Source organism: Allobosea sp. TWI1241 (genome assembly GCF_039673065.1).
GTDB lineage: Bacteria > Pseudomonadota > Alphaproteobacteria > Rhizobiales > Beijerinckiaceae > Allobosea.
Map to the genome: position 1 here is coordinate 175,227 of NZ_JBDJKW010000009.1, position 20,158 is coordinate 195,384.

19 protein-coding genes and 1 tRNA gene are annotated in these 20,158 nt (G+C 69.0%); 10 read left to right on the plus strand and 10 right to left on the minus strand.

Annotated elements, in window-relative coordinates; all coding sequences use genetic code 11:
- Window positions 1-74: 74 nt before the first annotated feature.
- Complete coding sequence (locus ABE438_RS13620) at window positions 75-452, plus strand: HesB/IscA family protein (protein WP_346503199.1); 378 nt, start codon at window positions 75-77, stop codon at window positions 450-452.
- Between the two features lie 12 nt (window positions 453-464).
- On the opposite strand, the gene ABE438_RS13625 is transcribed toward ABE438_RS13620, so the two are convergent.
- Together ABE438_RS13625 and ABE438_RS13630 are read right to left on the minus strand one after the other, a co-directional pair.
- Window positions 465-1,523: a GGDEF domain-containing protein gene (locus tag ABE438_RS13625; protein ID WP_346503169.1), complete on the minus strand. Its 1,059-nt coding sequence runs from the start codon at window positions 1,521-1,523 to the stop codon at window positions 465-467.
- A 162-nt stretch (window positions 1,524-1,685) separates the two neighbouring features.
- Window positions 1,686-3,149, minus strand: a complete 1,464-nt coding sequence (locus ABE438_RS13630) for a DEAD/DEAH box helicase (RefSeq protein ID WP_346503170.1) — start codon at window positions 3,147-3,149, stop codon at window positions 1,686-1,688.
- Between the two features lie 190 nt (window positions 3,150-3,339).
- Here ABE438_RS13630 and ABE438_RS13635 point away from each other — a divergent pair, with 190 nt between their 5' ends.
- Window positions 3,340-4,026, plus strand: coding sequence for an alpha/beta fold hydrolase (locus ABE438_RS13635; protein WP_346503171.1), 687 nt, complete (start codon window positions 3,340-3,342; stop codon window positions 4,024-4,026).
- Between the two features lie 7 nt (window positions 4,027-4,033).
- Here the strand turns inward: ABE438_RS13635 and ABE438_RS13640 are convergent, their stop codons facing one another.
- The 3 genes from ABE438_RS13640 to parE all read right to left on the minus strand — a co-directional run bounded on the left by ABE438_RS13640 (window position 4,034) and on the right by parE (window position 7,509).
- Window positions 4,034-4,282 (minus strand): hypothetical protein, encoded by a 249-nt coding sequence (locus ABE438_RS13640; RefSeq protein ID WP_346503172.1) that lies wholly within the window; start codon window positions 4,280-4,282, stop codon window positions 4,034-4,036.
- A gap of 74 nt (window positions 4,283-4,356) precedes the next feature.
- The gene (locus tag ABE438_RS13645) at window positions 4,357-5,283 is read right to left on the minus strand and encodes a LysR family transcriptional regulator (protein ID WP_346503173.1); all 927 of its coding nucleotides are present in this window, start codon (window positions 5,281-5,283) and stop codon (window positions 4,357-4,359) included.
- Window positions 5,284-5,451: 168 nt separating this feature from the next.
- On the minus strand, window positions 5,452-7,509 hold the full coding sequence (gene parE / locus ABE438_RS13650) for a DNA topoisomerase IV subunit B (RefSeq protein WP_346503174.1): 2,058 nt from the start codon (window positions 7,507-7,509) through the stop codon (window positions 5,452-5,454).
- Between the two features lie 323 nt (window positions 7,510-7,832).
- Between parE and ABE438_RS13655 the strand changes: the two genes are divergently transcribed.
- Window positions 7,833-8,021, plus strand: coding sequence for a hypothetical protein (locus ABE438_RS13655; protein WP_346503175.1), 189 nt, complete (start codon window positions 7,833-7,835; stop codon window positions 8,019-8,021).
- Window positions 8,022-8,076: 55 nt separating this feature from the next.
- Window positions 8,077-9,300 carry a glycosyltransferase family 4 protein gene (locus tag ABE438_RS13660; protein WP_346503176.1) on the plus strand — a complete coding sequence of 408 codons (1,224 nt, stop codon included), beginning with the start codon at window positions 8,077-8,079 and terminating at the stop codon, window positions 9,298-9,300.
- Window positions 9,301-9,303: 3 nt separating this feature from the next.
- Here ABE438_RS13660 and ABE438_RS13665 read toward each other — a convergent pair whose 3' ends face one another.
- From ABE438_RS13665 to ABE438_RS13675, 3 genes are all read right to left on the minus strand, one after another.
- Window positions 9,304-10,248: an FkbM family methyltransferase gene (locus ABE438_RS13665; RefSeq protein ID WP_346503177.1), complete on the minus strand. Its 945-nt coding sequence runs from the start codon at window positions 10,246-10,248 to the stop codon at window positions 9,304-9,306.
- A gap of 167 nt (window positions 10,249-10,415) precedes the next feature.
- Complete coding sequence (gene glnA, locus ABE438_RS13670; protein ID WP_346503178.1) at window positions 10,416-11,825, minus strand: type I glutamate--ammonia ligase; 1,410 nt, start codon at window positions 11,823-11,825, stop codon at window positions 10,416-10,418.
- A gap of 106 nt (window positions 11,826-11,931) precedes the next feature.
- Window positions 11,932-12,270: a P-II family nitrogen regulator gene (locus ABE438_RS13675; RefSeq protein ID WP_346503179.1), complete on the minus strand. Its 339-nt coding sequence runs from the start codon at window positions 12,268-12,270 to the stop codon at window positions 11,932-11,934.
- A gap of 280 nt (window positions 12,271-12,550) precedes the next feature.
- Here ABE438_RS13675 and ABE438_RS13680 point away from each other — a divergent pair, with 280 nt between their 5' ends.
- Window positions 12,551-14,086 carry an NAD(P)H-hydrate dehydratase gene (locus ABE438_RS13680; protein WP_346503180.1) on the plus strand — a complete coding sequence of 512 codons (1,536 nt, stop codon included), beginning with the start codon at window positions 12,551-12,553 and terminating at the stop codon, window positions 14,084-14,086.
- A 68-nt stretch (window positions 14,087-14,154) separates the two neighbouring features.
- Here the strand turns inward: ABE438_RS13680 and ABE438_RS13685 are convergent, their stop codons facing one another.
- Window positions 14,155-14,667: a PRC-barrel domain-containing protein gene (locus ABE438_RS13685; protein WP_346503181.1), complete on the minus strand. Its 513-nt coding sequence runs from the start codon at window positions 14,665-14,667 to the stop codon at window positions 14,155-14,157.
- Window positions 14,668-15,013: 346 nt separating this feature from the next.
- A tRNA-Lys gene (locus ABE438_RS13690) sits at window positions 15,014-15,088 on the minus strand.
- A 188-nt stretch (window positions 15,089-15,276) separates the two neighbouring features.
- Here ABE438_RS13690 and ABE438_RS13695 point away from each other — a divergent pair.
- The 5 genes from ABE438_RS13695 to ABE438_RS13715 all read left to right on the plus strand — a co-directional run.
- On the plus strand, window positions 15,277-16,380 hold the full coding sequence (locus ABE438_RS13695; protein ID WP_346503182.1) for a hypothetical protein: 1,104 nt from the start codon (window positions 15,277-15,279) through the stop codon (window positions 16,378-16,380).
- A 34-nt stretch (window positions 16,381-16,414) separates the two neighbouring features.
- Window positions 16,415-16,726 (plus strand): FtsB family cell division protein, encoded by a 312-nt coding sequence (locus tag ABE438_RS13700; protein ID WP_346503183.1) that lies wholly within the window; start codon window positions 16,415-16,417, stop codon window positions 16,724-16,726.
- 172 nt (window positions 16,727-16,898) lie between these two features.
- Entirely contained in the window at window positions 16,899-17,981 is a 1,083-nt protein-coding gene (gene pdhA / locus ABE438_RS13705; RefSeq protein WP_346503184.1) for a pyruvate dehydrogenase (acetyl-transferring) E1 component subunit alpha, read from the plus strand.
- Between the two features lie 60 nt (window positions 17,982-18,041).
- Window positions 18,042-19,481 carry a pyruvate dehydrogenase complex E1 component subunit beta gene (locus ABE438_RS13710; RefSeq protein ID WP_346503185.1) on the plus strand — a complete coding sequence of 480 codons (1,440 nt, stop codon included), beginning with the start codon at window positions 18,042-18,044 and terminating at the stop codon, window positions 19,479-19,481.
- A 15-nt stretch (window positions 19,482-19,496) separates the two neighbouring features.
- A partial coding sequence (locus ABE438_RS13715) for a biotin/lipoyl-containing protein (protein WP_346503186.1) occupies window positions 19,497-20,158 on the plus strand: 662 nt, incomplete at its 3' end.

Below are 20,158 nucleotides of genomic sequence, written 5' to 3' on the forward strand. Positions count from 1 at the left end.
TACGCGATGCAATCCTGTTTTCATCGGGCCTTGAACCCGGTCGAGGAGGGACGAGGATGTTCTCGATACCCGGAATGAAGGTGGTTTCGCTCACGGACGACGCTGCGGCGCGTATCCGCGAGATCATGGCGCAGGCGCCGGCCGAGGATGGCGCTGGGCCCGCGCTCGGGCTGCGCGTCGGCATCAAGAAGGGCGGCTGCGCCGGCATGGAGTACACCTTCGAGATCGCCCGCGCGGTCGCGAAGGGCGACGAGGTCGTCACCGACAAGGACGCGACCGTGATCGTCGACGCCAAGGCCGTGCTGTTCCTGCTCGGCACCGAGCTCGACTTCCGGACCGATCGCTTCTCCTCGACCTTCGTGTTCAAGAACCCGAACGAGGTCTCGGCCTGCGGCTGCGGCGAATCGGTCGAGATCAAGCCGCGCGCCGAGGGCGCGATGGCGGCGGGCTGAGCCCCTGCGCCGTCAGGCGACGCAGGAGGCGTCCAGGATCGCCTCTTCCGTCACCGTGCGGTTCCGGCCGTCGCGCTTGGCCTGCATGAGGGCTGCGTCCGCCCGCTCGACGATCGATCCCGAGGTGTCGCCGCGCCGGTAGACCGAGACACCGAGCGACAGGGTGATCCGTCCGAGGTTCTCGTTGGTCGAGCGCTTGACCAGTTCGCGGGTCAGCAGCGCCTGCCTGACGGTCTCGGCGCTGAACTTGCCGGCGACGATGTCGGCGTCGGGCAGGATGATGGCGAATTCCTCCCCGCCGAAGCGGGTGATGATCGCCTTGTCCTTGAACTTGTCCTTCATCGTTCGGGCGACGAGACGCAGCACCTGATCGCCGGTCAGGTGGCCGTGCGCGTCGTTGAAGTGCTTGAAGAAGTCGATGTCGGCCATCACCAGCGCGAAGGGCTCGCGCCGCAGCGTGGCGTCGTCGATCGTCTTCTGCAGCATCTCCTCGAAATGGCGGCGGTTGGCGAGACCGGTCAGCGGATCGGTCAGCGCCTCGGCCCGGGTCGTCTCGAGCGCCTCGCGCAGGGTGCGGATCTCGTGGGCGCTCTCGCGCAGCTGCGCCTCGAGCTGCGATTTGCGCACGATCTCCTCGCGGGTGGAGAGCACCAGCGCCTCGACCCATTCGCGCAGCCGCTGCCGGTCGGCGGATGGCGGCACCTCGTCCGACATGGCGCTGAGCTGGCCGTGATATTTCTGGCTGGAGGCGAGCGCCTGGTCGACCAGCGCCATCATGCCGTCGATCTCGCCGAGGACCTGCAGGCTGGTGCGCTGCGCCTGCAGCGAAAAGCGGTCGGTGGCGATGAAGCGTTCGTAGAGCGTATCGATGTCGCGGGCGCCGACCTCGCCATTGCCCGCCTCGATGATGCCGGTCAGCGCCATGCTGAGCGCGGGCAGCCCGCCGCTGAGATGGGCGTACCAGACCTCGAAGGAGCGCGGATAGCCGGGCGTGTTGTGCTCGCGCATCGCGGCGACGACGCGCTCGGCGAGATCGTTCGCCGGCGTCGTGGCCTGGCCGTTGGTCGTCATGACGTTCTGTCCCCCGCCCGGCAAAGCAAATAGGCGCTGCGCTGTGCGGGACGTCCGTCCGGTGGCCTCGAACCGGCTCCCGCGGCGGCGGCATTCTGCCGCCACCGTTACAAGGTTACGAGCGGGACGGTTAAGAGCCGGTTTCCCGGAACCGGAGAATCGTCAGCTGCCGAGGCGGACCGGGCGCATCAGGAAGGCGGGGACGTGATCGCCCAGGCCCTTCACGGCCGGGCCGTCGTCCATGTCGTCGCGGCGCTGCGGACGGGGGCGATCATTGCCCTTGCGCGGCGCGCGCGGCTCGGCGGCGGTGTCGACCGGACGCGGGGCGCGTTCGCTCCGCTCGCGCGGCGGGGCAGGCGCCTCGCGGGGCTCGCGCGCCTCGGAGGCTTCCGCTCGCGGCGGACGCGCGTCGCGGCCACCCTTGCGCGAGCGGCCGTCACGGCGTTCCTCGCCGCGGCGACCACGGCGCTCCTCGCGCGGCGCGGCCGGCGGCAGGGACTCGAGCCCGGGGCCGTCGAAGGCGATCGACTGGCCGATCAGCTTCTCGACCGCCGAGACCAGCTTGTCGTCATGCGGGGTGACGATGGTCAGCGCGGTGCCGAGGCGCCCGGCGCGGCCGGTGCGGCCGATGCGGTGGACATAGTCCTCGGCATGGGTCGGCACGTCGAAGTTGAAGACGTGGCTGACCGCCGGGATGTCGAGGCCGCGCGCGGCGACGTCGCTCGCCACCAGGATCGGGTTCTCGCCGGTCCGGAAGGACTCCAGCGCCGCCATGCGGGCGTACTGGTCCATGTCGCCATGCAGGGCGACAGCCGGGAAGCCATGCTTCTGCAGCGACTTGTGCAGCGTGGCGACATCGCGCTTGCGGTTGCAGAACACGATGGCGTTCTGCAGGTCCTTGGCGTCGCGGATCAGGCGGCGCAGCGTCTCGCGCTTCTCATAGTCCTGCCCGTTCGAGGCGATCAGGCGCTGCGTGATCGTCGCGGCGGCGGTGGCCGGCCGCGAGACCTCGATCCGCACCGGATTGTGCAGGAACTGCTCGCTGATGCGCGTGATTTCCGGCGGCATCGTCGCCGTGAAGAACAGGGTCTGCCGGGTGAAGGGCACCAGCTTGCAGACGCGCTCGATGTCCGGGATGAAGCCCATGTCGAGCATGCGGTCGGCCTCGTCGATGACGAGGAGCTCGACGCCGGTGAGCAGCAGCTTACCGCGCTCGACATGGTCGAGCAGGCGGCCGGGCGTCGCGATCAGGACGTCGACGCCGCGGGTGATCTTGGCGTCCTGGTCGCCGAAGGAGACGCCGCCGATCAGCAGCGCGACCGAGAGCTTCTGGTTGACGCCGTAGCGGGTGAAGTTTTCCTCGACCTGGGCGGCGAGCTCGCGCGTCGGCTCGAGGATCAGCGTCCTCGGCATGCGGGCGCGGGCGCGGCCATTCTCGAGGATGGTGAGCATCGGCAGGGTGAAGGCAGCGGTCTTGCCGGTGCCTGTCTGGGCGATACCGAGCACGTCCTTGCGGGCAAGCACGTGCGGGATGGCCTGTTCCTGGATCGGAGTGGGGGTGGTGTAGCCGGCTGTCGTGACCGCCGTCAGAACCTTATCGCTCAGGCCGAGTTCGGCAAATGACATCGAGGGTTGCGCTTCTCAAGGGTCGGTGACACGTGGCGGGATGACCGATCAACCGCGACGGTGGCGCGACTTTGCTTGCCTGCGCGCCTTCGGACGCCCCGTGAATTGCAGAAAAAACGTGGCCAAGTCAACATTCTAGCGAGGTTTGAGGATGAGAAAGGCTGAACGGACGGCGCAGACGGAGCCTCTGGTGCTCGTTCCGGGACTGAATTGCACGCCCGCTCTCTACGCGCCGCAATGGCCGGCGCTCGCCTCGGGGCGCCCGATCCTGGTCGCGGATGCGGCCCGCGACGCCGATATGGGGGCGATCGCCGAGCGGCTCCTGGCCGCCGCGCCGGCGCGTTTCGCGCTCTGCGGCCTGTCCATGGGCGGCTACGTCGCCTTCGAGGTCATGCGCCGCGCGCCGGAGCGGGTGACGCGGCTCGCGCTGCTCGACACCACCGCCAAGGGCCCGACGCAGGAGAGCAATGCGCCGCGCGAGCAGATGATCGCGCTGGCGGAGAAGGGCGCCTTCGACAATGTCGTGACCCTGCTCTGGCAGAAGCTCGTCGCCGAGCACCGGCTCTCAGACGAGGCGCTGCGGCTCCAGGTCCGCCAGATGGCGCTGAATGTCGGGGCGGAGGGCTTCGTGCGCCAGCAGCGTGCGATCATGGCGCGTCCCGACGCCCGGCCGGGGCTTTCGGCGATCGCGGTGCCGACGCTGGTGCTCGTCGGCGCCGAGGACGCGATCACCCCGCCGCAGGATGCGCGCGAGATCGCCGACGGTATCGGTGCCGCGGCGCATTATGTCGAAGTGCCGCGTTGCGGCCATCTCTCGACGCTCGAGGCGCCGGAAACAGTGACGCGGGCGCTGCTGGACTGGTTCGCGCGGCGCTGATGGCGCTTCAGCGCGGGGCGGCGCAGGGATCGAGCCTGATCGCGCCGTCCCGCGGCAGGATCGAGCCGGTGACCTGCGGGTCCGCCTGGCCGCCGACCGCCGCATGGGCCAGCTGCGCGAGCCTGTCGCGGTCGAGCCGTTCGGAGACCAAGTTGGCGGCGACCAGCGAAAGCAGGCCGATCGCGAGGGCGGCCTTGGCTACGCCGGTGACGACCAAGCCGCGCTGGTAGCGCAGGAGCGCGATGACGAACCGCATGGCTGCCCTCCGGAGCCGTGATCGCGGCCCATGCCGCGCGCGATGACGCTAGGGCCTTTGCCGTAAGAAAGCGGTTAACGCGGTGGTTCGCGCCCGTCGGGCCGGCCGCGCCAGTCGCGGAACATCCGCCGTAGCGCCTCCAGCGCCGCCAGGACGGCCGGCCGGCGCCGGCTGCTCGCATGCGAGACCAGATAGATCGCGTCGGCGGTCTCCTCCGGCGGGTCGCACAGGCGCATCAGATCGGGATCTGCGTCGGCGATGAAGCAGGGCGCCATCGAGACCGCGCCGGAGCGACGGATGCTCTCATAGCGGGCCGAGGAATCCCCGACGCGCGCCGCGATCGGCCGTTCGCCGGCCCAGCGGCGGACGAAGGCGTCGATCCGGGTCGAGCCCTCGTTGCTGGAAGAGATGATCGGCGCCGTGGCGGGATCGACGCCGCGCCGGACATAGAGCGCTTGGGTCAGCTGCCCGACCTTCTGGCTGAAATAGCCGGCATCCTCCGGCGGATGATGCATGCGGATCGCGATCTCCGCATCGCCGCGTGCGAGGTCGAGCCGGTCGCGCGTGCTGATGATGACGATCTCGACGCCGCCGGCGGCAGCCGAGATCTCGGCGGCGTGCCGGGTCAGCAGCAGGCTGATCGAGGTCGTCGCGGTGATGCGGATTGGCGTATCGTCCTCGGCGCGAGCGGAGCGGGCGCTGGCGCCGAGGCGCGCGATCGCCTGCGCCGCCTGGGCCGCTTCGGCCGCCATCGCCACGCCGGCCTCGGTCGGGATCAGCCGGTTGGCGCCGCGGGTGAACAGGCCGACGCCGAGCGCGGTCTCGAAGGCCTTCAGACGGCGCGCGACCGTGGTCTCGCTCAGCCCGAGCGCCAGTGCCGCAGCACCCAGCGTGCCGGTCTCGGCGACGGCGTGGAAAATCTCGACATCGGCCCAGGCGAGCCGGGGCGCGCCGGCCAGCCCGCCATCGGGTCGAGCGGCAGAGGCAGGAGGGCGGCCCATCGGCTCAGCGGCCAGAGGCCGCCGGACGGCGCGGGCCGTCTGGAGCGGTCGTCATCGCAAGGGTCTGTGTGGTCGCGCGGCATGGTGCGACCATGACCGCGACCGGGCCGCACCACAGCCCGGCGCATCCGCCGGGGAGCCCCGCAACGCTGCGGCGGGGCAGGGCGCTCACAGGTCGATCAGCTCGCCGGCGAAGGCGGCCCGCTCCTGGATGAAGGAGAAGCGCGCCTCGGGCTTGTTGCCCATCAGGCGCTCCACCGTGTCGGCGGTCTCCTCCTTGGCTTCGTGGTCGACCATGACCTTGAGCAGGATCCGCTTGCCCGGATCCATGGTCGTCTCCTTGAGCTGGGCCGGCATCATCTCGCCAAGGCCCTTGAAGCGGCTGATCTCGGGCTTCTTGCCCTTGAACACCGTCTCCAGCAGCTCGTTCTTGTGGGCGTCGTCGCGGGCATAGACGCTCTTGCCGCCATGCTGCAGCCGATAGAGCGGCGGCACGGCGAGGTAGAGATGCCCCTTCTCGATCAGGCGCGGCATCTGGCGCCAGAAGAAGGTGACCAGCAGCGAGGCGATATGGGCGCCGTCCACGTCGGCATCGGTCATCACGATGACCTTGTCGTAGCGCAGGTCGTCCTCGCGGAACTGGCTGCCGATGCCGCAGCCGAGTGCCAGGATCAGGTCCGAAAGCTGCTGGTTCTGGTTGAGCTTGTCGCGCGTGGCGTTGGCGACGTTCAGGATCTTGCCGCGCAGCGGCAGGATCGCCTGCGTCGCGCGGTTGCGCGCCTGCTTGGCCGAGCCGCCGGCGGAATCGCCCTCGACGATGAAGATCTCGGACCCTGCAGCGCCGGCATGGCTGCAATCGGCGAGCTTGCCCGGCAGTCGCAGCTTGCGGGTCGCGGTCTTGCGCGAGACCTCCTTCTCGAGCCGGCGGCGCATGCGCTCGTCCGCCCGGTCCACCGCCCAGTCGAGCAGGCGCAGCGCCTGGTGGGGCGAGCCCGCCAGCCAGTGGTCAAACGCGTCGCGCACTGCGTTCTCGACGATGCGCGCCGCTTCCAGTGTCGCGAGCTTGTCCTTGGTCTGGCCCTGGAATTCCGGCTCGCGGATGAAGACCGAGAGCATCGCGGCGCAGGTGGCCATCACGTCGTCGGAGGTGACGTGCGCCATGCGCTTGGACTGGCCGAGCCGTTCGGCATGGTCGCGCAGGCCGCGCAGCAGCGCGACGCGCAGACCCTGCTCGTGCGTGCCGCCCTCCGGCGTCGGGATGGTGTTGCAGTAGGAGGAGGAGAAGCCGTCCTCGCCCGTCGCCAGCCAGGCCACCGCCCATTCCAGCGAGCCATGGCCGCCCTCGCGGGTGATCTTGCCGGAGAAGATCGGCTCGGCGACGAGGTCCTTGCCCTCGATCTCGCCGGAGAGATAGTCGCGCAGTCCGCCGGGGAAGCGGAACACCGCCTCGGCCGCGATGTCGCCCTCGGGCTTCAGCAGCGCGGGCGCGCAGCGCCAGCGGATCTCGACGCCGCCGAACAGATAGGCCTTGGAGCGGGCCATGCGGAACAGCCGTGCCGGCGAGAACTGCGCGCCCTCGCCGAAGATCTGCGGGTCGGGATGGAAGCGTACCTTGGTGCCGCGGCGGTTGGCGATGCGCCCGACCGTCTCCAGCGGCCCCTGCGGGAGGCCGCGCGAGAAGTGCTGGCGGTAGAGCATCTGCCCGCGCGCCACCTCGACCTCGAGCCGGTCGGACAGCGCGTTGACCACCGAGACGCCGACGCCGTGCAGGCCGCCGGAGGTCTCGTAGGCACGCGAGTCGAACTTTCCGCCGGCATGGAGGATCGTCATGATCACCTCCAGCGCCGACTTGTCCGGGTATTTCGGATGGGGATCGACCGGGATGCCGCGGCCATTATCCGTCACGGCCAGCGAACCGTCCTCGAACAGCTCGACGTCGATGAAGCTGGCATGGCCGGCGACGGCCTCGTCCATGGCATTGTCGATCACCTCGGCGAAGAGGTGATGCAGCGCGCGCTCGTCGGTGCCGCCGATATACATGCCCGGCCGGCGCCGGACCGGCTCGAGCCCTTCCAGCACCTCGATGGCCGAGGCGTCGTAGCCGGTTTCCGACAGGGTGCCGCCGCGCGGCGCGGCCTTTGCGACGGCCTTCGGCGCGGCAACGGGCGGGCGCGGTTCGACCTGCGCCGCCTTGTCGCCATCTTCGCCGAAAAGATCGTCAGCCATTACATCCGCCTGATTCGCTGTGGGTCCAGAATACCGCATCCGCTCGCCGGCGTGCGCGGTGCTGCGCGTCCGCCGGCCCCTCCTCACGCAATAGACCCAACCTTCCGCGATCGGAAGCCGTACCGCGGCGGAAAGCGCCGCACGGCCGTCGTCATCCCGTCATGGCGCGCTGCCATGGCGAAAGCTGCGGGCCGGTGGAACCCTTGGCCCGCAGCCGGGTTCAGCCATCGTTAAGGCCGTCACCGCGATGATCGCGGCAAGGCAGCGGAAGCTTGGCTCGGCAGGGCTTTCGGATATGCTGCTCGCAAGAGGGGGAGGATAGCATGGCGTCGCGTTCCGTGTCGGTCCCGAAGACCAGGGTTGCGGGTCTCGAAAGGGCCGCTCGCTGTGCGGGAGAGTCCTTCGCCTATGAGGAGACGCCGGCCCAGGCCGACCTGTCCCAGATGCACCGTCTCTGGTGGCTGGCGGCGGTGGTCGCGCTGGTCGGGCTGATGGTGCTGGCCGCCCGCTGAGGCGTCAGGGCTTCCTCAATCTTTGGCGCCGATGCTGGCGCCGAAGGAGCGGCCCATGCGCATTGTCATCGTCAGCGATTTCGGCTCCGTCAACGGAGGCGCCGCCAAGGTCGCCATCGAGAGTGCGCGGGGCCTCGCGGAGGCCGGCGTCAACGTCGTCTTCGCCTGCGCCATCTCGCCGATCTCGGAACGATTGCTCCACCCGCGCATCGAGGTGGTGAGCTTCGAGGGCGAAGATATCTGGCATGTCGGCAGCAGGCTGGCGGCCGCCCGACAGGGCGTCTGGAACGCGCCGGCACACGCCTTTCTGACCGATCTCCTGGCGCGGCAGCCGCGCGGCGAGACCCTCGTGCACCTCCACCAGTGGACTAAAGCCTTCAGCCCGGCCGCGATCGCGGCGGCCCGCGAAAGCGGCCTGCCGGTGGCGATCACCATGCACGACTACTTCTCCTTCTGCCCGGTAGGTGGCTATTTCGACTTCAAGCTCGGCGCGCCCTGTACGGTCCGGCCGATGAGGCCGGGCTGCGTCACCACCAATTGCGACCGCGCGTCCTATGTCCACAAGCTGGTACGGGTCGCCCGGCAATGGCGCTCGGACCAGGCCATGCGCGGGCTGGACGCGCCGCTCTTCATCCATGTCAGCGATTTCGCCCGCCGCTTCGCCGAGCCTTTCCTGCCGCGCCGGGCCCGACATGTCGTCGTCGAGAACATGATGGAGGCGCCGCGCCGTCCCGCCGCCGATCCCGCCGCCAACCGGCATGCGCTCTTTCTCGGGCGCTTCACCCAGGAGAAGGCGGCCGACCTGCTGGCGCGTGCCGCGGCCGAGGCCGGCATGCCGGTGCGTTTCGTCGGCGAAGGGCCGCTCGCCGACGAGATCGCACGGGTCAACCCGCAGGCCGAGGTCAGGGGCTGGGTGCCGGCCGATGCGGTCTTCGCCGAGATCGCGCAGGCGCGCTGCCTGGTGCTGCCCTCGCTCTGGTTCGAGCCTGGGCCACTGGTCATCGCCGAGGCACGCTCGCTCGGCATCCCGGTCGTACTGGCGCGGACCACCGGCCCGGCGAGCTGGATCGTCGACGGCGAAGACGGGCTGCTGGTCGACGGTGGCGACGTGCCCGGCTTGGCGGCGGCGCTGCGCCGGCTCGGCGACGACGCGGTCGTTCGCGCCATGGGGGCGGCGGCCTATCGCCGCTACTGGGAGGATCCGCTGACCACGCGCCGCCATGTCGAGCGCACGATCGCGGCCTATGACGGCCAGCTCGCCCGGCGTCGCGCTGCCTGAGTCTCAGCCGACCGCTTCGGGCCAGCTCGTCGCATAGCGTCGGGCGATCAGATTGTAGCCCTTGGTGCGGTCGCGCTTGAAGGCGTCGAGCTGCCCGGCATCTCTGATCGGTACGATCCGGTCGTCGAGCAGCAGATGCACGAAGAAGCCGCGGTCCGCGAGCAGGTGCCTGGTCAGCGCATGCGAGTCGTCGGCGCCATGGTCCTCGTAGACCACCAGCGCCCCGTCCCGCAGCGCGCGCTCCATGCCCGCCAGCGCCTCGCGCTCCACGCCCTCGACATCGAGCTTGACCACCAGCCGCCGCCCGGCCCAGCCCTGCTCGGCCAGCAGGTCGTCGATCGCGAGAGAGAGCACGCGCTCGCCGGTCGGCCCGTCGCCGTCGGCTGCGATGGCGCGCGCCTCGTGTGCCGCGTCGTCGAGCCGGACCTCGATGTCTGAGCGGTCGAGGATGGCGCGATGCAGGATGGTGATGCGCCCGGCGAAGGCGGCGGTGTTGACGGCGAGCTGCGCGAAGGTCGCGCCCGAGGCCTCGATCGCCAGCACCGGCTTGCCGCCGCCGCGCGAGGGCGCGGCGGCGAAGACCGACCAGTAGCCGATATTGGCGCCGCAATCGACGAAGCCGTAATCGACGCCGCGCAGCAGCGTCAGGAACCGTGCGAGCTCGGGCTCGTGATCGTAGGAGCGCAGCAGCATCCGGTTCCAGTAGGGATCGCTGGCGGGAAAGCGGATCGTCGCGTCGGGGCCGAGGCTGACGGCTGCATCGCGGCCGGCGAAGGCGAGGCGCCCGACCAGCCGGCAGGCCTTGTAGAGCCCGCGCTGCATCACGGGGCGCGACAGCAGGCCATAGACGTCGAGGGCGCCGACGAGGCCCCGCGCCATCCGGCTCTCCGCGGTGAGGCGGCCGGTGCTGCGGTCCATGGCGACGACGACGTTCGACTTGTCGGGCATGCGGCGCTCCGGAACCGGCCTCGGGCCTTCGTGTCTAGGGCGCAGGGTTTTCCGGGCGGTAAAGGCGATCGTCGAAAGCTGTGGGCAACCCGGCCGCAACGAAAAAGGCCGGAGCGTCGCCGCCCCGGCCTTCGGACCGTGAGAGCGCGGCCAGGCCGCGCCCGTCATCAGTAGGAGTAGTACATCGCGAACTCGACCGGATGCGGGGTCATCTCGTAGCGCATCACGTCCTGCATCTTGAGCTCGATGAAGCTTTCGATGAAGTCGTCGGTGAAGACGCCGCCGGCCTTGAGGAAGGCGTTGTCCTTCTTCAGGGCGTCGAGCGCCTCGCGCAGCGAGCCGCAGACGGTCGGGATCTTCTTCAGCTCACGCGGCGGCAGGTCGTAGAGATCCTTGTCCATGGCTGCGCCCGGATCGATCTTGTTCACGATGCCGTCCAGGCCGGCCATCAGCATGGCCGCGAAGGCGAGGTAGGGGTTCGCCATCGGATCGGGGAAGCGGACTTCGACGCGCTTGGCCTTCGGCGAGGTCGTCCACGGAATACGGCAGGAGGCCGAGCGGTTGCGCGCCGAATAGGCGAGCAGCACCGGAGCCTCATAGCCCGGGACGAGGCGCTTGTAGGAGTTGGTCGAGGGGTTGGTGAAGGCGTTCAGCGCCTTGGCGTGCTTGATGATGCCGCCGATGTACCACAGGCACTCCTGCGACAGGTCGGCATACTTGTTGCCGGCGAAGAGGGGCTTGCCGCCCTTCCAGATCGACTGGTGCACGTGCATGCCCGAGCCGTTGTCGCCGAAGATCGGCTTCGGCATGAACGTCGCGGTCTTGCCGTAGCTCTGGGCGACGTTGTGGATGCAGTACTTGTAGATCTGCATCAGGTCGGCGGTGTGCGTCAGCGTGTCGAACTTCATGCCGAGCTCGTGCTGGGCCGAAGCGACCTCGTGATGGTGCTTCTCGACCTTGACGCCCATCGACGCCATCGCGGCCAGCATCTCGCCGCGCATGTCCTGGGCGGAATCCTGCGGCGGGACCGGGAAGTAGCCGCCCTTGGTGGCGATGCGGTGGCCGAGGTTGCCGCCCTCGTAATCGGCGTAGCCGTTGATCGGCAGCTCGACGTTATCGAGCTTGAACCCGGTGTGGTACGGGTCGGCCGCGATCTTGACGTCGTCGAAGACGAAGAACTCGGCTTCCGGGCCGACGTAGACGGTGTCGCCGATGCCGGTCGACTTCAGATAGGCCTCGGCCTTCTTGGCGATGCCGCGCGGGTCGCGGCTGTAGGGCTCGCCGGTGCCGGGTTCGAGCACGTCGCAGGTGATGACCATCGTCGAGGCCGAGAAGAACGGGTCGATCGTGGCGGTGGTCGGATCGGGCATCAGGAGCATGTCCGACTCGTTGATCGCCTTCCAGCCGGCGATCGAGGAGCCGTCGAACATCGTGCCCTCGGCGAAGATCTCTTCGTCGATCAGGCCGATGTCGAAGGTCACATGCTGCCACTTGCCGCGCGGGTCGGTGAAGCGGAAGTCGACATACTTGACGTCATTGTCCTTGATCGCCTTCAGAACATCTTTGGCGTTCTTCATTTTCGACTTTCCTCTCGTCGACTTGCGTTTCTTCACAACCGGCACCGCGGCGGCCGTCCAGGCCGCTGGTGCGCGCTGATCCCGGGTCTAAAAGGGAGCTGTCCGCTCAGATCGCGTCCGCGCCGGACTCGCCCGTGCGGATGCGGATCGCCCCCTCGACCGTCGATACAAAAATCTTGCCATCGCCGATGCGGCCGGTCTGGGCCGCCTTCTTGATGGCCTCGATCGCGGGCTCGACCATCTCGTCGGCCAGCACGATCTCGATCTTCACCTTCGGCAGGAAATCCACCACGTATTCGGCGCCGCGATAGAGCTCGGTATGGCCCTTTTGGCGGCCGAACCCCTTGGCCTCGAGCACCGTGATGCCCTGGAGACCGACTTCCTGCAGCGCTTCCTTCACCTCGTCGAGCTTGAAGGGTTTGATGATCGCTTCGATCTTCTTCATGCGCCGACCAGCCTCCGTGGCGTAGGATTCCGAAAACATACAGTCTCAGGCCTCGTCCGCCATGCCTTGCGGCATGGCATGGTTGACACCGTCCGAGCGAGGCCCCGCCTGTTCTGCTCATAGCATTGGCGGGGTTACGCGCCATGCCGAAGCTTAGGCAAAGTCGCCTATCGATGCGGCGGAAAACAGCCCAAAATATAAGCATATGCCTCATTGCTGGGCTATCTGCCTGCGCGGTGCCCTTCTTGTGTCACACGGGGGCTTCCCCGATGATCCCGCCATGACCGCTGCCGACCTGGATTCACTCGCCCTTCTGACCGCGGCCCAGATGGCCGCCTGCGATGCCGCCACCATCCCCGCCGGCACGAAGGGCATCGTCCTGATGGAGCGCGCGGGCAGGGCGGTCGCTGAGGCTGCGCTCCGGCGGACGACGCCGGGCGAGCGAATCCTCGTGCTCTGCGGCCCCGGGAACAATGGCGGGGATGGCTTCGTCGCCGCCCGGCTCCTTGCCGCCGAGGGGCGCGCGGTCTCGCTCGCGCTCGCCGGAGACCCGGCTGCCCTGCGCGGCGACGCAGCGCTCGCCGCCGGTGGCTGGAGCGGGGCCGTGCTGCCACTGGCTGAGGCTTCGCCCGAAGGCTGTTCGCTGGTGATCGACGCGCTCTTCGGCGCCGGGTTGTCGCGTCCGCTGGAGGGCGAGGTCGCCGCCATGGTGACGCGTCTCAACCGGCTCGCGCTGCCGGTCCTGGCGGTCGACATGCCCAGCGGCGCCTCTGGCGACAGCGGTCTCGCCGCGGGCGTTGCGGTCCAGGCAGCCGAGACCGTGACCTTCTTCCGTCTCAAGCCCGGCCATCTGCTCCATCCCGGCCGCGCGCTCTGCGGCGCCGTGACTCTGGCCGATATCGGCATCGATCCGGCACACGTCTTCGGGCCGGGCGGCGTCACGCCTTATGCCTGTCGTAACGCGCCCGGCCTCTGGCAGGTCGAGCTGCCGCGTCATGGTGAGGCGACGCATAAATTCGGGCGCGGCGCCGTGCTCGTCGCGGCCGGCGGACTGGCCGGCGTCGGCGCGCCCCGGCTCGGCGCCCGTGCCGCGCTGCGCAGCGGCGCCGGCCTCGCGACCATTCTCTGCACGCCGGACGCACTGCCGGTGCACGCCGCGCGCGGGCCGGATGCGGTGATGCAGGTCGCCATTGCTGACGAGGTCGCGCTGGATGAGCTGCTCGACACGCGCCGTGCCGAGGCGCTGCTGATCGGTCCGGCGCTGGGGCTCGACGAACGAGGACACGCGCTGACGCTGGCAGCCCTGCGCCGGGCGACGCTGCCCGCGGTCTTCGATGCCGATGCCGTCACGCATCTTGCGCGCGACCCGGAGCTTGCGATGCAGGCGGGCCCTGCGCGTCAGGCGCCCTTCGTGCTCACGCCGCACGAGGGCGAGTTCATGCGCCTGTTCGGCCATGTCGCGGCCTGCGCGCCGGGGCTCGCCAAGCCGGAACGCGCCGCGGCCGCAGCGCGCCTCAGCGGCGGCATAGTTGTGCTGAAGGGGGCGGACAGCGTCATCGCTGCGCCGGATGGGCGGCTCGCCATCAACGCAACAGGCTCGCCCGCGCTGGCGACGGCGGGGTCGGGCGACGTGCTCGGCGGAATTATCACCGGCCTGCTGGCGCAGGGCATGCCGGCTTTCGAGGCGGCCTGTGCCGCGGTCTACCTGCACGGCCGCGCGGGCGAACGGCTCGGCATGGGGCTGATCGCCGACGAGCTACCCGAGGCGCTGCCCCCACTCCTCGTCGAGGTCCGTGGCCAGGCGTCTCATGATTAGGCGCGAAAAAAGCCCCGTCCCGGGAAGGGACGGGGCCGATAGCCGGCGTCAGCTCCCGAGCGGCTTGATCAGCGGGCGGTGTAGCTGACCGGCGGAGCGTCGGTGAGCTGCTCCTTGGTCATCGTGATCTTGCCGTGGTCGGGATACATGTTGTCGGTCTTGGCCGTGGTCGACGGCATCGCCGGGGCAGGCGCAGTGCCCGAGCCGCCGGCCGGGGTCGCGGCGGGCTGCATCGGCATGTCGCTCCACTGCACCTGATCGAACGGGATCGCCACATCCTTCGCACCGATACCGAGGAAGCCGCCGACGCCGACCGTCACCATTTCGATCTTGCCGGTCTTGTCGAGCACGATCTCGGTCACGTCACCGACCTTCTTCTGGTCCGGGCCGTAGATGTCGACGCCGATCAGTTTCGAGGCGCGCCACTTGCCCTGGCCTGTCAGATTGTTCTCTGCCCCCGCCGCAGCGCCGGTCGGGGCGGTCACCGCCGGGGCGGCAGGCTGGGGAGCGGCCGGAGCCGTCGGAGCAGCCGTCTGCGCCATTGCGGCCGTCGCGAGCATGGTGGTGCCGATGGCGGTCATTGCAATATGTCGCATATACATAAATGCTCTCCTGTCGCTCTGGTGAAACTCTATGCACCATCAACGCGACGGGGCCGGTTTGGTTCTCCGGTCTGCGCGAATTTTTTGTTGTGCCGAACCGAATTTCATCTTGGAGATGAGCCAGCCAAACTGTGGGTGGCGTGTGGCCGGGGAATCTCTTGCAGCCGGTCGGATTGGCGGGCCGATTCGATCTTGGATGACTTAGGGGAATATCGGCTGGGCGCTTATCCGGCACCGCAGCAACCGATCGCCGGCGGAAACTGCGGCGCGACGCTGCGAAATCAGGGCTGGATCGCGGAGCCCGCCGGGCAAAGCCGGCCGGAAATGGTGAGCGGGGAGGGGATCGAACCCTCGACCACATGATTAAAAGTCACGTGCTCTACCGCTGAGCTACCCGCCCTCACCGGCGCGGTGAATAGGCATCGCCGGGCTCCGGGTCAACATTGTTCGCGCCGCCGCATCGTGCCAGAAGCGCGCCGGAGGTCGCCGATGCCGTCTGACACGCCCCTTCCTGGTTTCCGGATCGCCGCGGCCGCCGTTCTCGCGGCGGCCGATGCCGTCTCGCGCGCGGCCATGGAGCGCTGAGCGATGGCGCACGACGCTCAAGGCGCCGACGATTCCGCGCTTCGCGCCGGCTGGGCGCGCTGGGCCGCGACCTTCGTCTTCGTCGCCTGCGGGCTCTGCGCCGCGCTGCTCGGCTTCGTGGCGGTGATGGACCCCTATGGCGTGCGCGTGCGCCAGGGTGAGCCTGCCCGGCCACTGATGGATCTCAACCAGCGCTTCATGTACCCGCAGCTGGTGCGTTCGGGCGCCTTCGATTCCGCCGTGATCGGCACCTCGACTTTGCGCCTGCTCGATCCGGTCCGCCTGTCGCAGGGCCTCGGCGGCCGCTTCGTCAATCTCGGCATGAATGCCGCCACGCCCTGGGAGCAGGTCCGGATGGCGCGGCTCTTCGCCCGCGAGGTCGCCAGCCCGGCGCGGCTGGTCTGGGGCATCGACCTGCCCTGGTGCGAGGCGGATGCGACGCAGGAGGCCAAGCGGCTGACCCCGCGGCCTTTCCCGCCCTGGCTCTATGATGGCGCGCGCTGGCTCGCCTGGCCGAAGCAGCTGAACTTCACCACGCTGGAGATCGCCGTTCGGCTGGCTGCCTACCGCTTCGGCCTCGCGCCGGAGCGCATCCGCGGTGACGGCTACGAGGTCTTCACCCCGCCGGAAGGCACCTACGACCTCGCCCGTGCCCGCTTCCACCTCTATCGCGACCATGGCGGGCGGGCGCCGGACCTGCGGCCGCTGGCGCAACCCGAGCAGGTCACCCCTGCGCAACAGGCGCTCTGGCGCTTTCCGGCGCTGGCCTGGCTCGACGAGACGCTCGCGGAATTCCCGGCGCAGACGCGGGTGACGCTGGTGCTGCCGCCGGTGCATGCCGGCGCCCTGCCGCGCGAGGGCTCCGCCGCCTGGCAGCGTTTCGCCGCCTGCAAGGCCGAGATCGGCCGCGTCGCGGCGCGGCATGGCGCGATCGTCGCCGATTACGCCCATCGCTCCAGCCTGACCACGGTCGATGAGAACTACTGGGATCCGGCGCATTACCGCCTGCCGACGGCGCGGCGGATCGAGGACGATCTGGTGGCGATTGGCACCGGGCAGGGGCGCCCGGCCGGCGATGTGCTGCGGGTGATCGCGCCGGTTCGTTAACGCGCCGGAAACCCTGTTCGGCTAGCCTCGCGCCATGGTCATCCGTCGCGGCGTTCGCTCCCTTCTGGTCGCTCTGGCGCTCTACCTCGTCTCGGGCGGGGTGGTTGGCTACTTCATGTTCCATGCCCATCACGGCGCCCGCGGGCTGGAGACGCTCGGCGGCCTGCGCGAGCAGATCGGCGACATGGAGAAAGAGCTCGCCGGCCTGGTCGGCGAGCGGCGTGGCTGGGAGAAGCGCCTCAGCCTGATGCGCGACGAGGCGGTCGATCGCGATCTGCTCGACGAGCGCGCCCGCGACATGCTGGGCCGGGTGCATCGGAACGACGTCGTGGTGATGGGGCGCTGAGCCGGCGCGGCATCGCGATAGTCGCAAACCGATCGATTAACTTGTTTCAAGTTAATTCGTGATAGTCTAGAAACTCCAGTGCATTAGCCTATGTTGCGCTGCGAGATGCTGCCCTCGCCAAGGGTTTTGCGTTCCTCTACAACCTAGTTCAGTTGAGCTTGGGAGGACGCTGATGGCGACGGCCACGCGCAAGACGAAGGCTGCTTCGACGGCGAAAGCCGCCGGCAAGGGAGCCGCGAAGACGGGGGCGAATGCGACCTCCGGCATCCCGAATGTTCCGGTTTTCGACAAGGACGAGGAGCTCGCGGCCTATCGCGAGATGCTGCTGATCCGCCGTTTCGAGGAGAAGGCCGGCCAGATGTACGGCATGGGCCTGATCGGCGGCTTCTGCCACCTCTATATCGGCCAGGAAGCGGTCGTCGTCGGCGTCCAGATGGCGTCGAAGGAGGGTGACCAGGTCATCACCGGCTATCGCGACCACGGCCACATGCTGGCCTGCGGCATGGAATCGCGCGGCGTGATGGCCGAGCTGACCGGCCGGCGCGGCGGGTACTCCCGCGGCAAGGGCGGCTCGATGCACATGTTCAGCCGCGAGAAGAACTTCTACGGCGGCCACGGCATCGTCGGCGCCCAGGTCTCGCTCGGCACCGGGCTCGGCTTCGCCAACTGGTACCGCCAGGACGGCAGCGTATCGCTGACCTATTTCGGCGACGGCGCGGCCAATCAGGGCCAGGTCTACGAGAGCTTCAACATGGCCCAGCTCTGGAAGCTGCCGGTCGTGTTCATCATCGAGAACAACCGCTACGCCATGGGCACGGCGGTGACCCGCGCCTCGGCGCAGACCGACTTCTCCAAGCGCGGCCTGTCCTTCGGCATTCCGGGCGAGCAGGTCGACGGCATGGACGTCCGCGCGGTGCGCGAGGCAGCCGAGCGCGCCATCGAGCACGCGCGCTCCGGCAACGGCCCCTACATCCTCGAGATGCAGACCTATCGCTATCGCGGCCACTCTATGTCCGACCCGGCGAAGTACCGCTCGAAGGACGAGGTCCAGCGCATGCGCGAGGAGCACGATCCGATCGAGCAGGTGCGGGCGCGTCTGCTGCGCGAGCACAAGGTCGCCGAGGACGAGCTCAAGGCGATCGACGCCAAGGTTCGCGAGATCGTCAACGACGCGGCCGAGTTCGCGACGCACGACCCGGAGCCGGACGTCTCCGAGCTCTTCACCGACATCCTGCTGGAGCCGGCGCAGGCCTAACGGCCGCGCCATCCACCGTTCTCAAGGGCCCACGCGGCCCCCAGATATCCGGGTGCGTTCATGCCGATCGACATTCTGATGCCCGCCCTGTCGCCGACCATGGAGCAGGGCAAGCTCGCCAAATGGCTGAAAGCCGAGGGCGACACCGTCAAGGCCGGCGACATCATCGCCGAGATCGAGACCGACAAGGCCACCATGGAGGTCGAGGCGGTCGATGAGGGCGTGCTCGCCAAGATCCTGATCGCCGACGGCACCGAGAACGTCGCGGTCAACACCCCGATCGGCGTCATCGCGGCCGAGGGCGAGGACGTCGCGGCGGCTGCCGCCGCCGGCGGCAAGTCACCGGAGAGGCCGGCCGAGGCCAAGCCCGCCGAAAGCGATCCCAAGGCTGCCCAGTCGGCGCCGCCGGCCGCCGTCGGCGAGGCCCCGCAGGTCGCGGCGGCCCCCAAGGCGGATTCGGCCGTGCCGCCGCAGCCCAAGGCCTATGACGCCTCCTCCGAGTTCCCGGCCGGTGCCGAGGTCGTCTCGATGACGGTCCGCGAGGCGCTGCGCGACGCCATGGCCGAGGAGATGCGCCGCGACGCCGACGTCTTCGTGATGGGCGAGGAGGTCGCCGAATACCAGGGCGCCTACAAGGTCACGCAGGGCCTGCTGCAGGAATTCGGCGCGCGCCGCGTCATCGACACCCCGATCACCGAGCACGGCTTCGCCGGCATCGGCGTCGGCGCCGCCCTGTCGGGCCTGCGCCCGGTCGTCGAGTTCATGACCTTCAACTTCGCCATGCAGGCGATCGACCAGATCATCAACTCGGCCGCCAAGACGCTCTACATGTCGGGCGGGCAGATGGGCTGCCCGATCGTCTTCCGCGGCCCTAACGGTGCCGCCGCCCGCGTCGGCGCACAGCACAGCCACGACTACGCCGCCTGGTATTCCAACGTGCCGGGCCTGAAGGTGGTGATGCCCTACAGCGCCTCCGACGCGAAGGGCCTGCTCAAGAGCGCGATCCGCGATCCCAACCCGGTGATCTTCCTCGAGAACGAGATCCTTTACGGCCGCTCCTTCGAGGTGCCGAAGGGCGACGACTTCCTGATCCCGATCGGCAAGGCCAAGGTTGTCCGCCAGGGCACGGACGTGACCATCGTCTCCTTCGGCATCGGCATGACCTATGCGCTCGGCGCCGCCGAGGCGCTGGCCAAGGAAGGCATCGAGGCGGAGGTCATCGACCTGCGCACGATCCGCCCGATGGACATCGAGACCGTGATCGCCTCGGTGCAGAAGACCAATCGCTGCGTCGCGGTCGAGGAAGGCTTCCCGCAGTCCGGCGTCACCGCCGAGATCGGCATGAAGATCATGGAGGCGGCCTTCGACTATCTCGACGCGCCCGTGGCCCGGGTCACCGGCAAGGACGTGCCGATGCCCTACGCCGCCAATCTCGAGAAGCTGGCCCTGCCGAACATCGGCGAGGTCGTCGCGGCCGCCAAGGCCGTCTGCTACCGCTGAGAAGGGGCTTAAGCGATGCCAACCAACATCCTGATGCCCGCGCTCTCTCCCACGATGGAGAAGGGCAATCTCGCCAAGTGGCTGAAGAAGGAAGGCGACACGATCAAGTCCGGCGACGTCATCGCCGAGATCGAGACCGACAAGGCGACCATGGAGGTCGAGGCGGTCGACGAGGGCGTGCTCGCCAAGATCGTGGTGCCCGAAGGCACCAGCGACGTCGCCGTCAACGCGGTGATCGGCATCATTGCGGCCGAGGGCGAGGATGCGAGCGCCGTCTCGGCGCCAGCAAAGGCCGAGGCTCCCAAGGCCGAGGCGCCCAAGGCTGACACTGCCAAGGCGGATGCGCCGAAGCCCGACACTGCGAAGGCCGAGGCTCCCAAGGCCGACGCCCCCAAGGCAGACGCGAAGGCGGAGCCGGCCAAGGCCCGCCCGGCATCCGGCGGCTCGCGTGCCTTCGCCTCGCCGCTGGCGCGTCGCCTGGCGAAGGAAGCCGGGATCGATCTCGGTACGGTTCAGGGTTCTGGTCCGCATGGCCGGATCGTCGAGAAGGACATCGCGGCGGCGAGGGCCGGTGGTGGAGCCAAGACCGCGAACGCATCTGTCTCCCAGACAAGCGCACCTTCTGCGCCGATGCCGGCCGCCGCGCCGCTCGCCACCGGCCAGTCGGACGAGCAGGT

Bases quoted from the DNA above. Each gene is read 5' to 3' on its own strand.
- ABE438_RS13685 (WP_346503181.1), bottom strand. From the start codon at position 14,667: ATGACCGCCATCGGCACCACCATGCTCGCGACGGCCGCAATGGCGCAG.
- ABE438_RS13660 (WP_346503176.1), top strand. From the start codon at position 8,077: ATGCGCATTGTCATCGTCAGCGATTTCGGCTCCGTCAACGGAGGCGCC.
- ABE438_RS13665 (WP_346503177.1), bottom strand. From the start codon at position 10,248: ATGCCCGACAAGTCGAACGTCGTCGTCGCCATGGACCGCAGCACCGGC.
- parE (WP_346503174.1), bottom strand. From the start codon at position 7,509: ATGGCTGACGATCTTTTCGGCGAAGATGGCGACAAGGCGGCGCAGGTC.
- ABE438_RS13680 (WP_346503180.1), top strand. From the start codon at position 12,551: ATGACCGCTGCCGACCTGGATTCACTCGCCCTTCTGACCGCGGCCCAG.
- ABE438_RS13700 (WP_346503183.1), top strand. From the start codon at position 16,415: ATGGTCATCCGTCGCGGCGTTCGCTCCCTTCTGGTCGCTCTGGCGCTC.
- pdhA (WP_346503184.1), top strand. From the start codon at position 16,899: ATGGCGACGGCCACGCGCAAGACGAAGGCTGCTTCGACGGCGAAAGCC.
- ABE438_RS13645 (WP_346503173.1), bottom strand. From the start codon at position 5,283: ATGGGCCGCCCTCCTGCCTCTGCCGCTCGACCCGATGGCGGGCTGGCC.
- ABE438_RS13640 (WP_346503172.1), bottom strand. From the start codon at position 4,282: ATGCGGTTCGTCATCGCGCTCCTGCGCTACCAGCGCGGCTTGGTCGTC.
- ABE438_RS13675 (WP_346503179.1), bottom strand. From the start codon at position 12,270: ATGAAGAAGATCGAAGCGATCATCAAACCCTTCAAGCTCGACGAGGTG.
- glnA (WP_346503178.1), bottom strand. From the start codon at position 11,825: ATGAAGAACGCCAAAGATGTTCTGAAGGCGATCAAGGACAATGACGTC.
- ABE438_RS13655 (WP_346503175.1), top strand. From the start codon at position 7,833: ATGGCGTCGCGTTCCGTGTCGGTCCCGAAGACCAGGGTTGCGGGTCTC.
- ABE438_RS13710 (WP_346503185.1), top strand. From the start codon at position 18,042: ATGCCGATCGACATTCTGATGCCCGCCCTGTCGCCGACCATGGAGCAG.
- ABE438_RS13695 (WP_346503182.1), top strand. From the start codon at position 15,277: ATGGCGCACGACGCTCAAGGCGCCGACGATTCCGCGCTTCGCGCCGGC.
- ABE438_RS13625 (WP_346503169.1), bottom strand. From the start codon at position 1,523: ATGACGACCAACGGCCAGGCCACGACGCCGGCGAACGATCTCGCCGAG.
- ABE438_RS13620 (WP_346503199.1), top strand. From the start codon at position 75: ATGAAGGTGGTTTCGCTCACGGACGACGCTGCGGCGCGTATCCGCGAG.
- ABE438_RS13630 (WP_346503170.1), bottom strand. From the start codon at position 3,149: ATGTCATTTGCCGAACTCGGCCTGAGCGATAAGGTTCTGACGGCGGTC.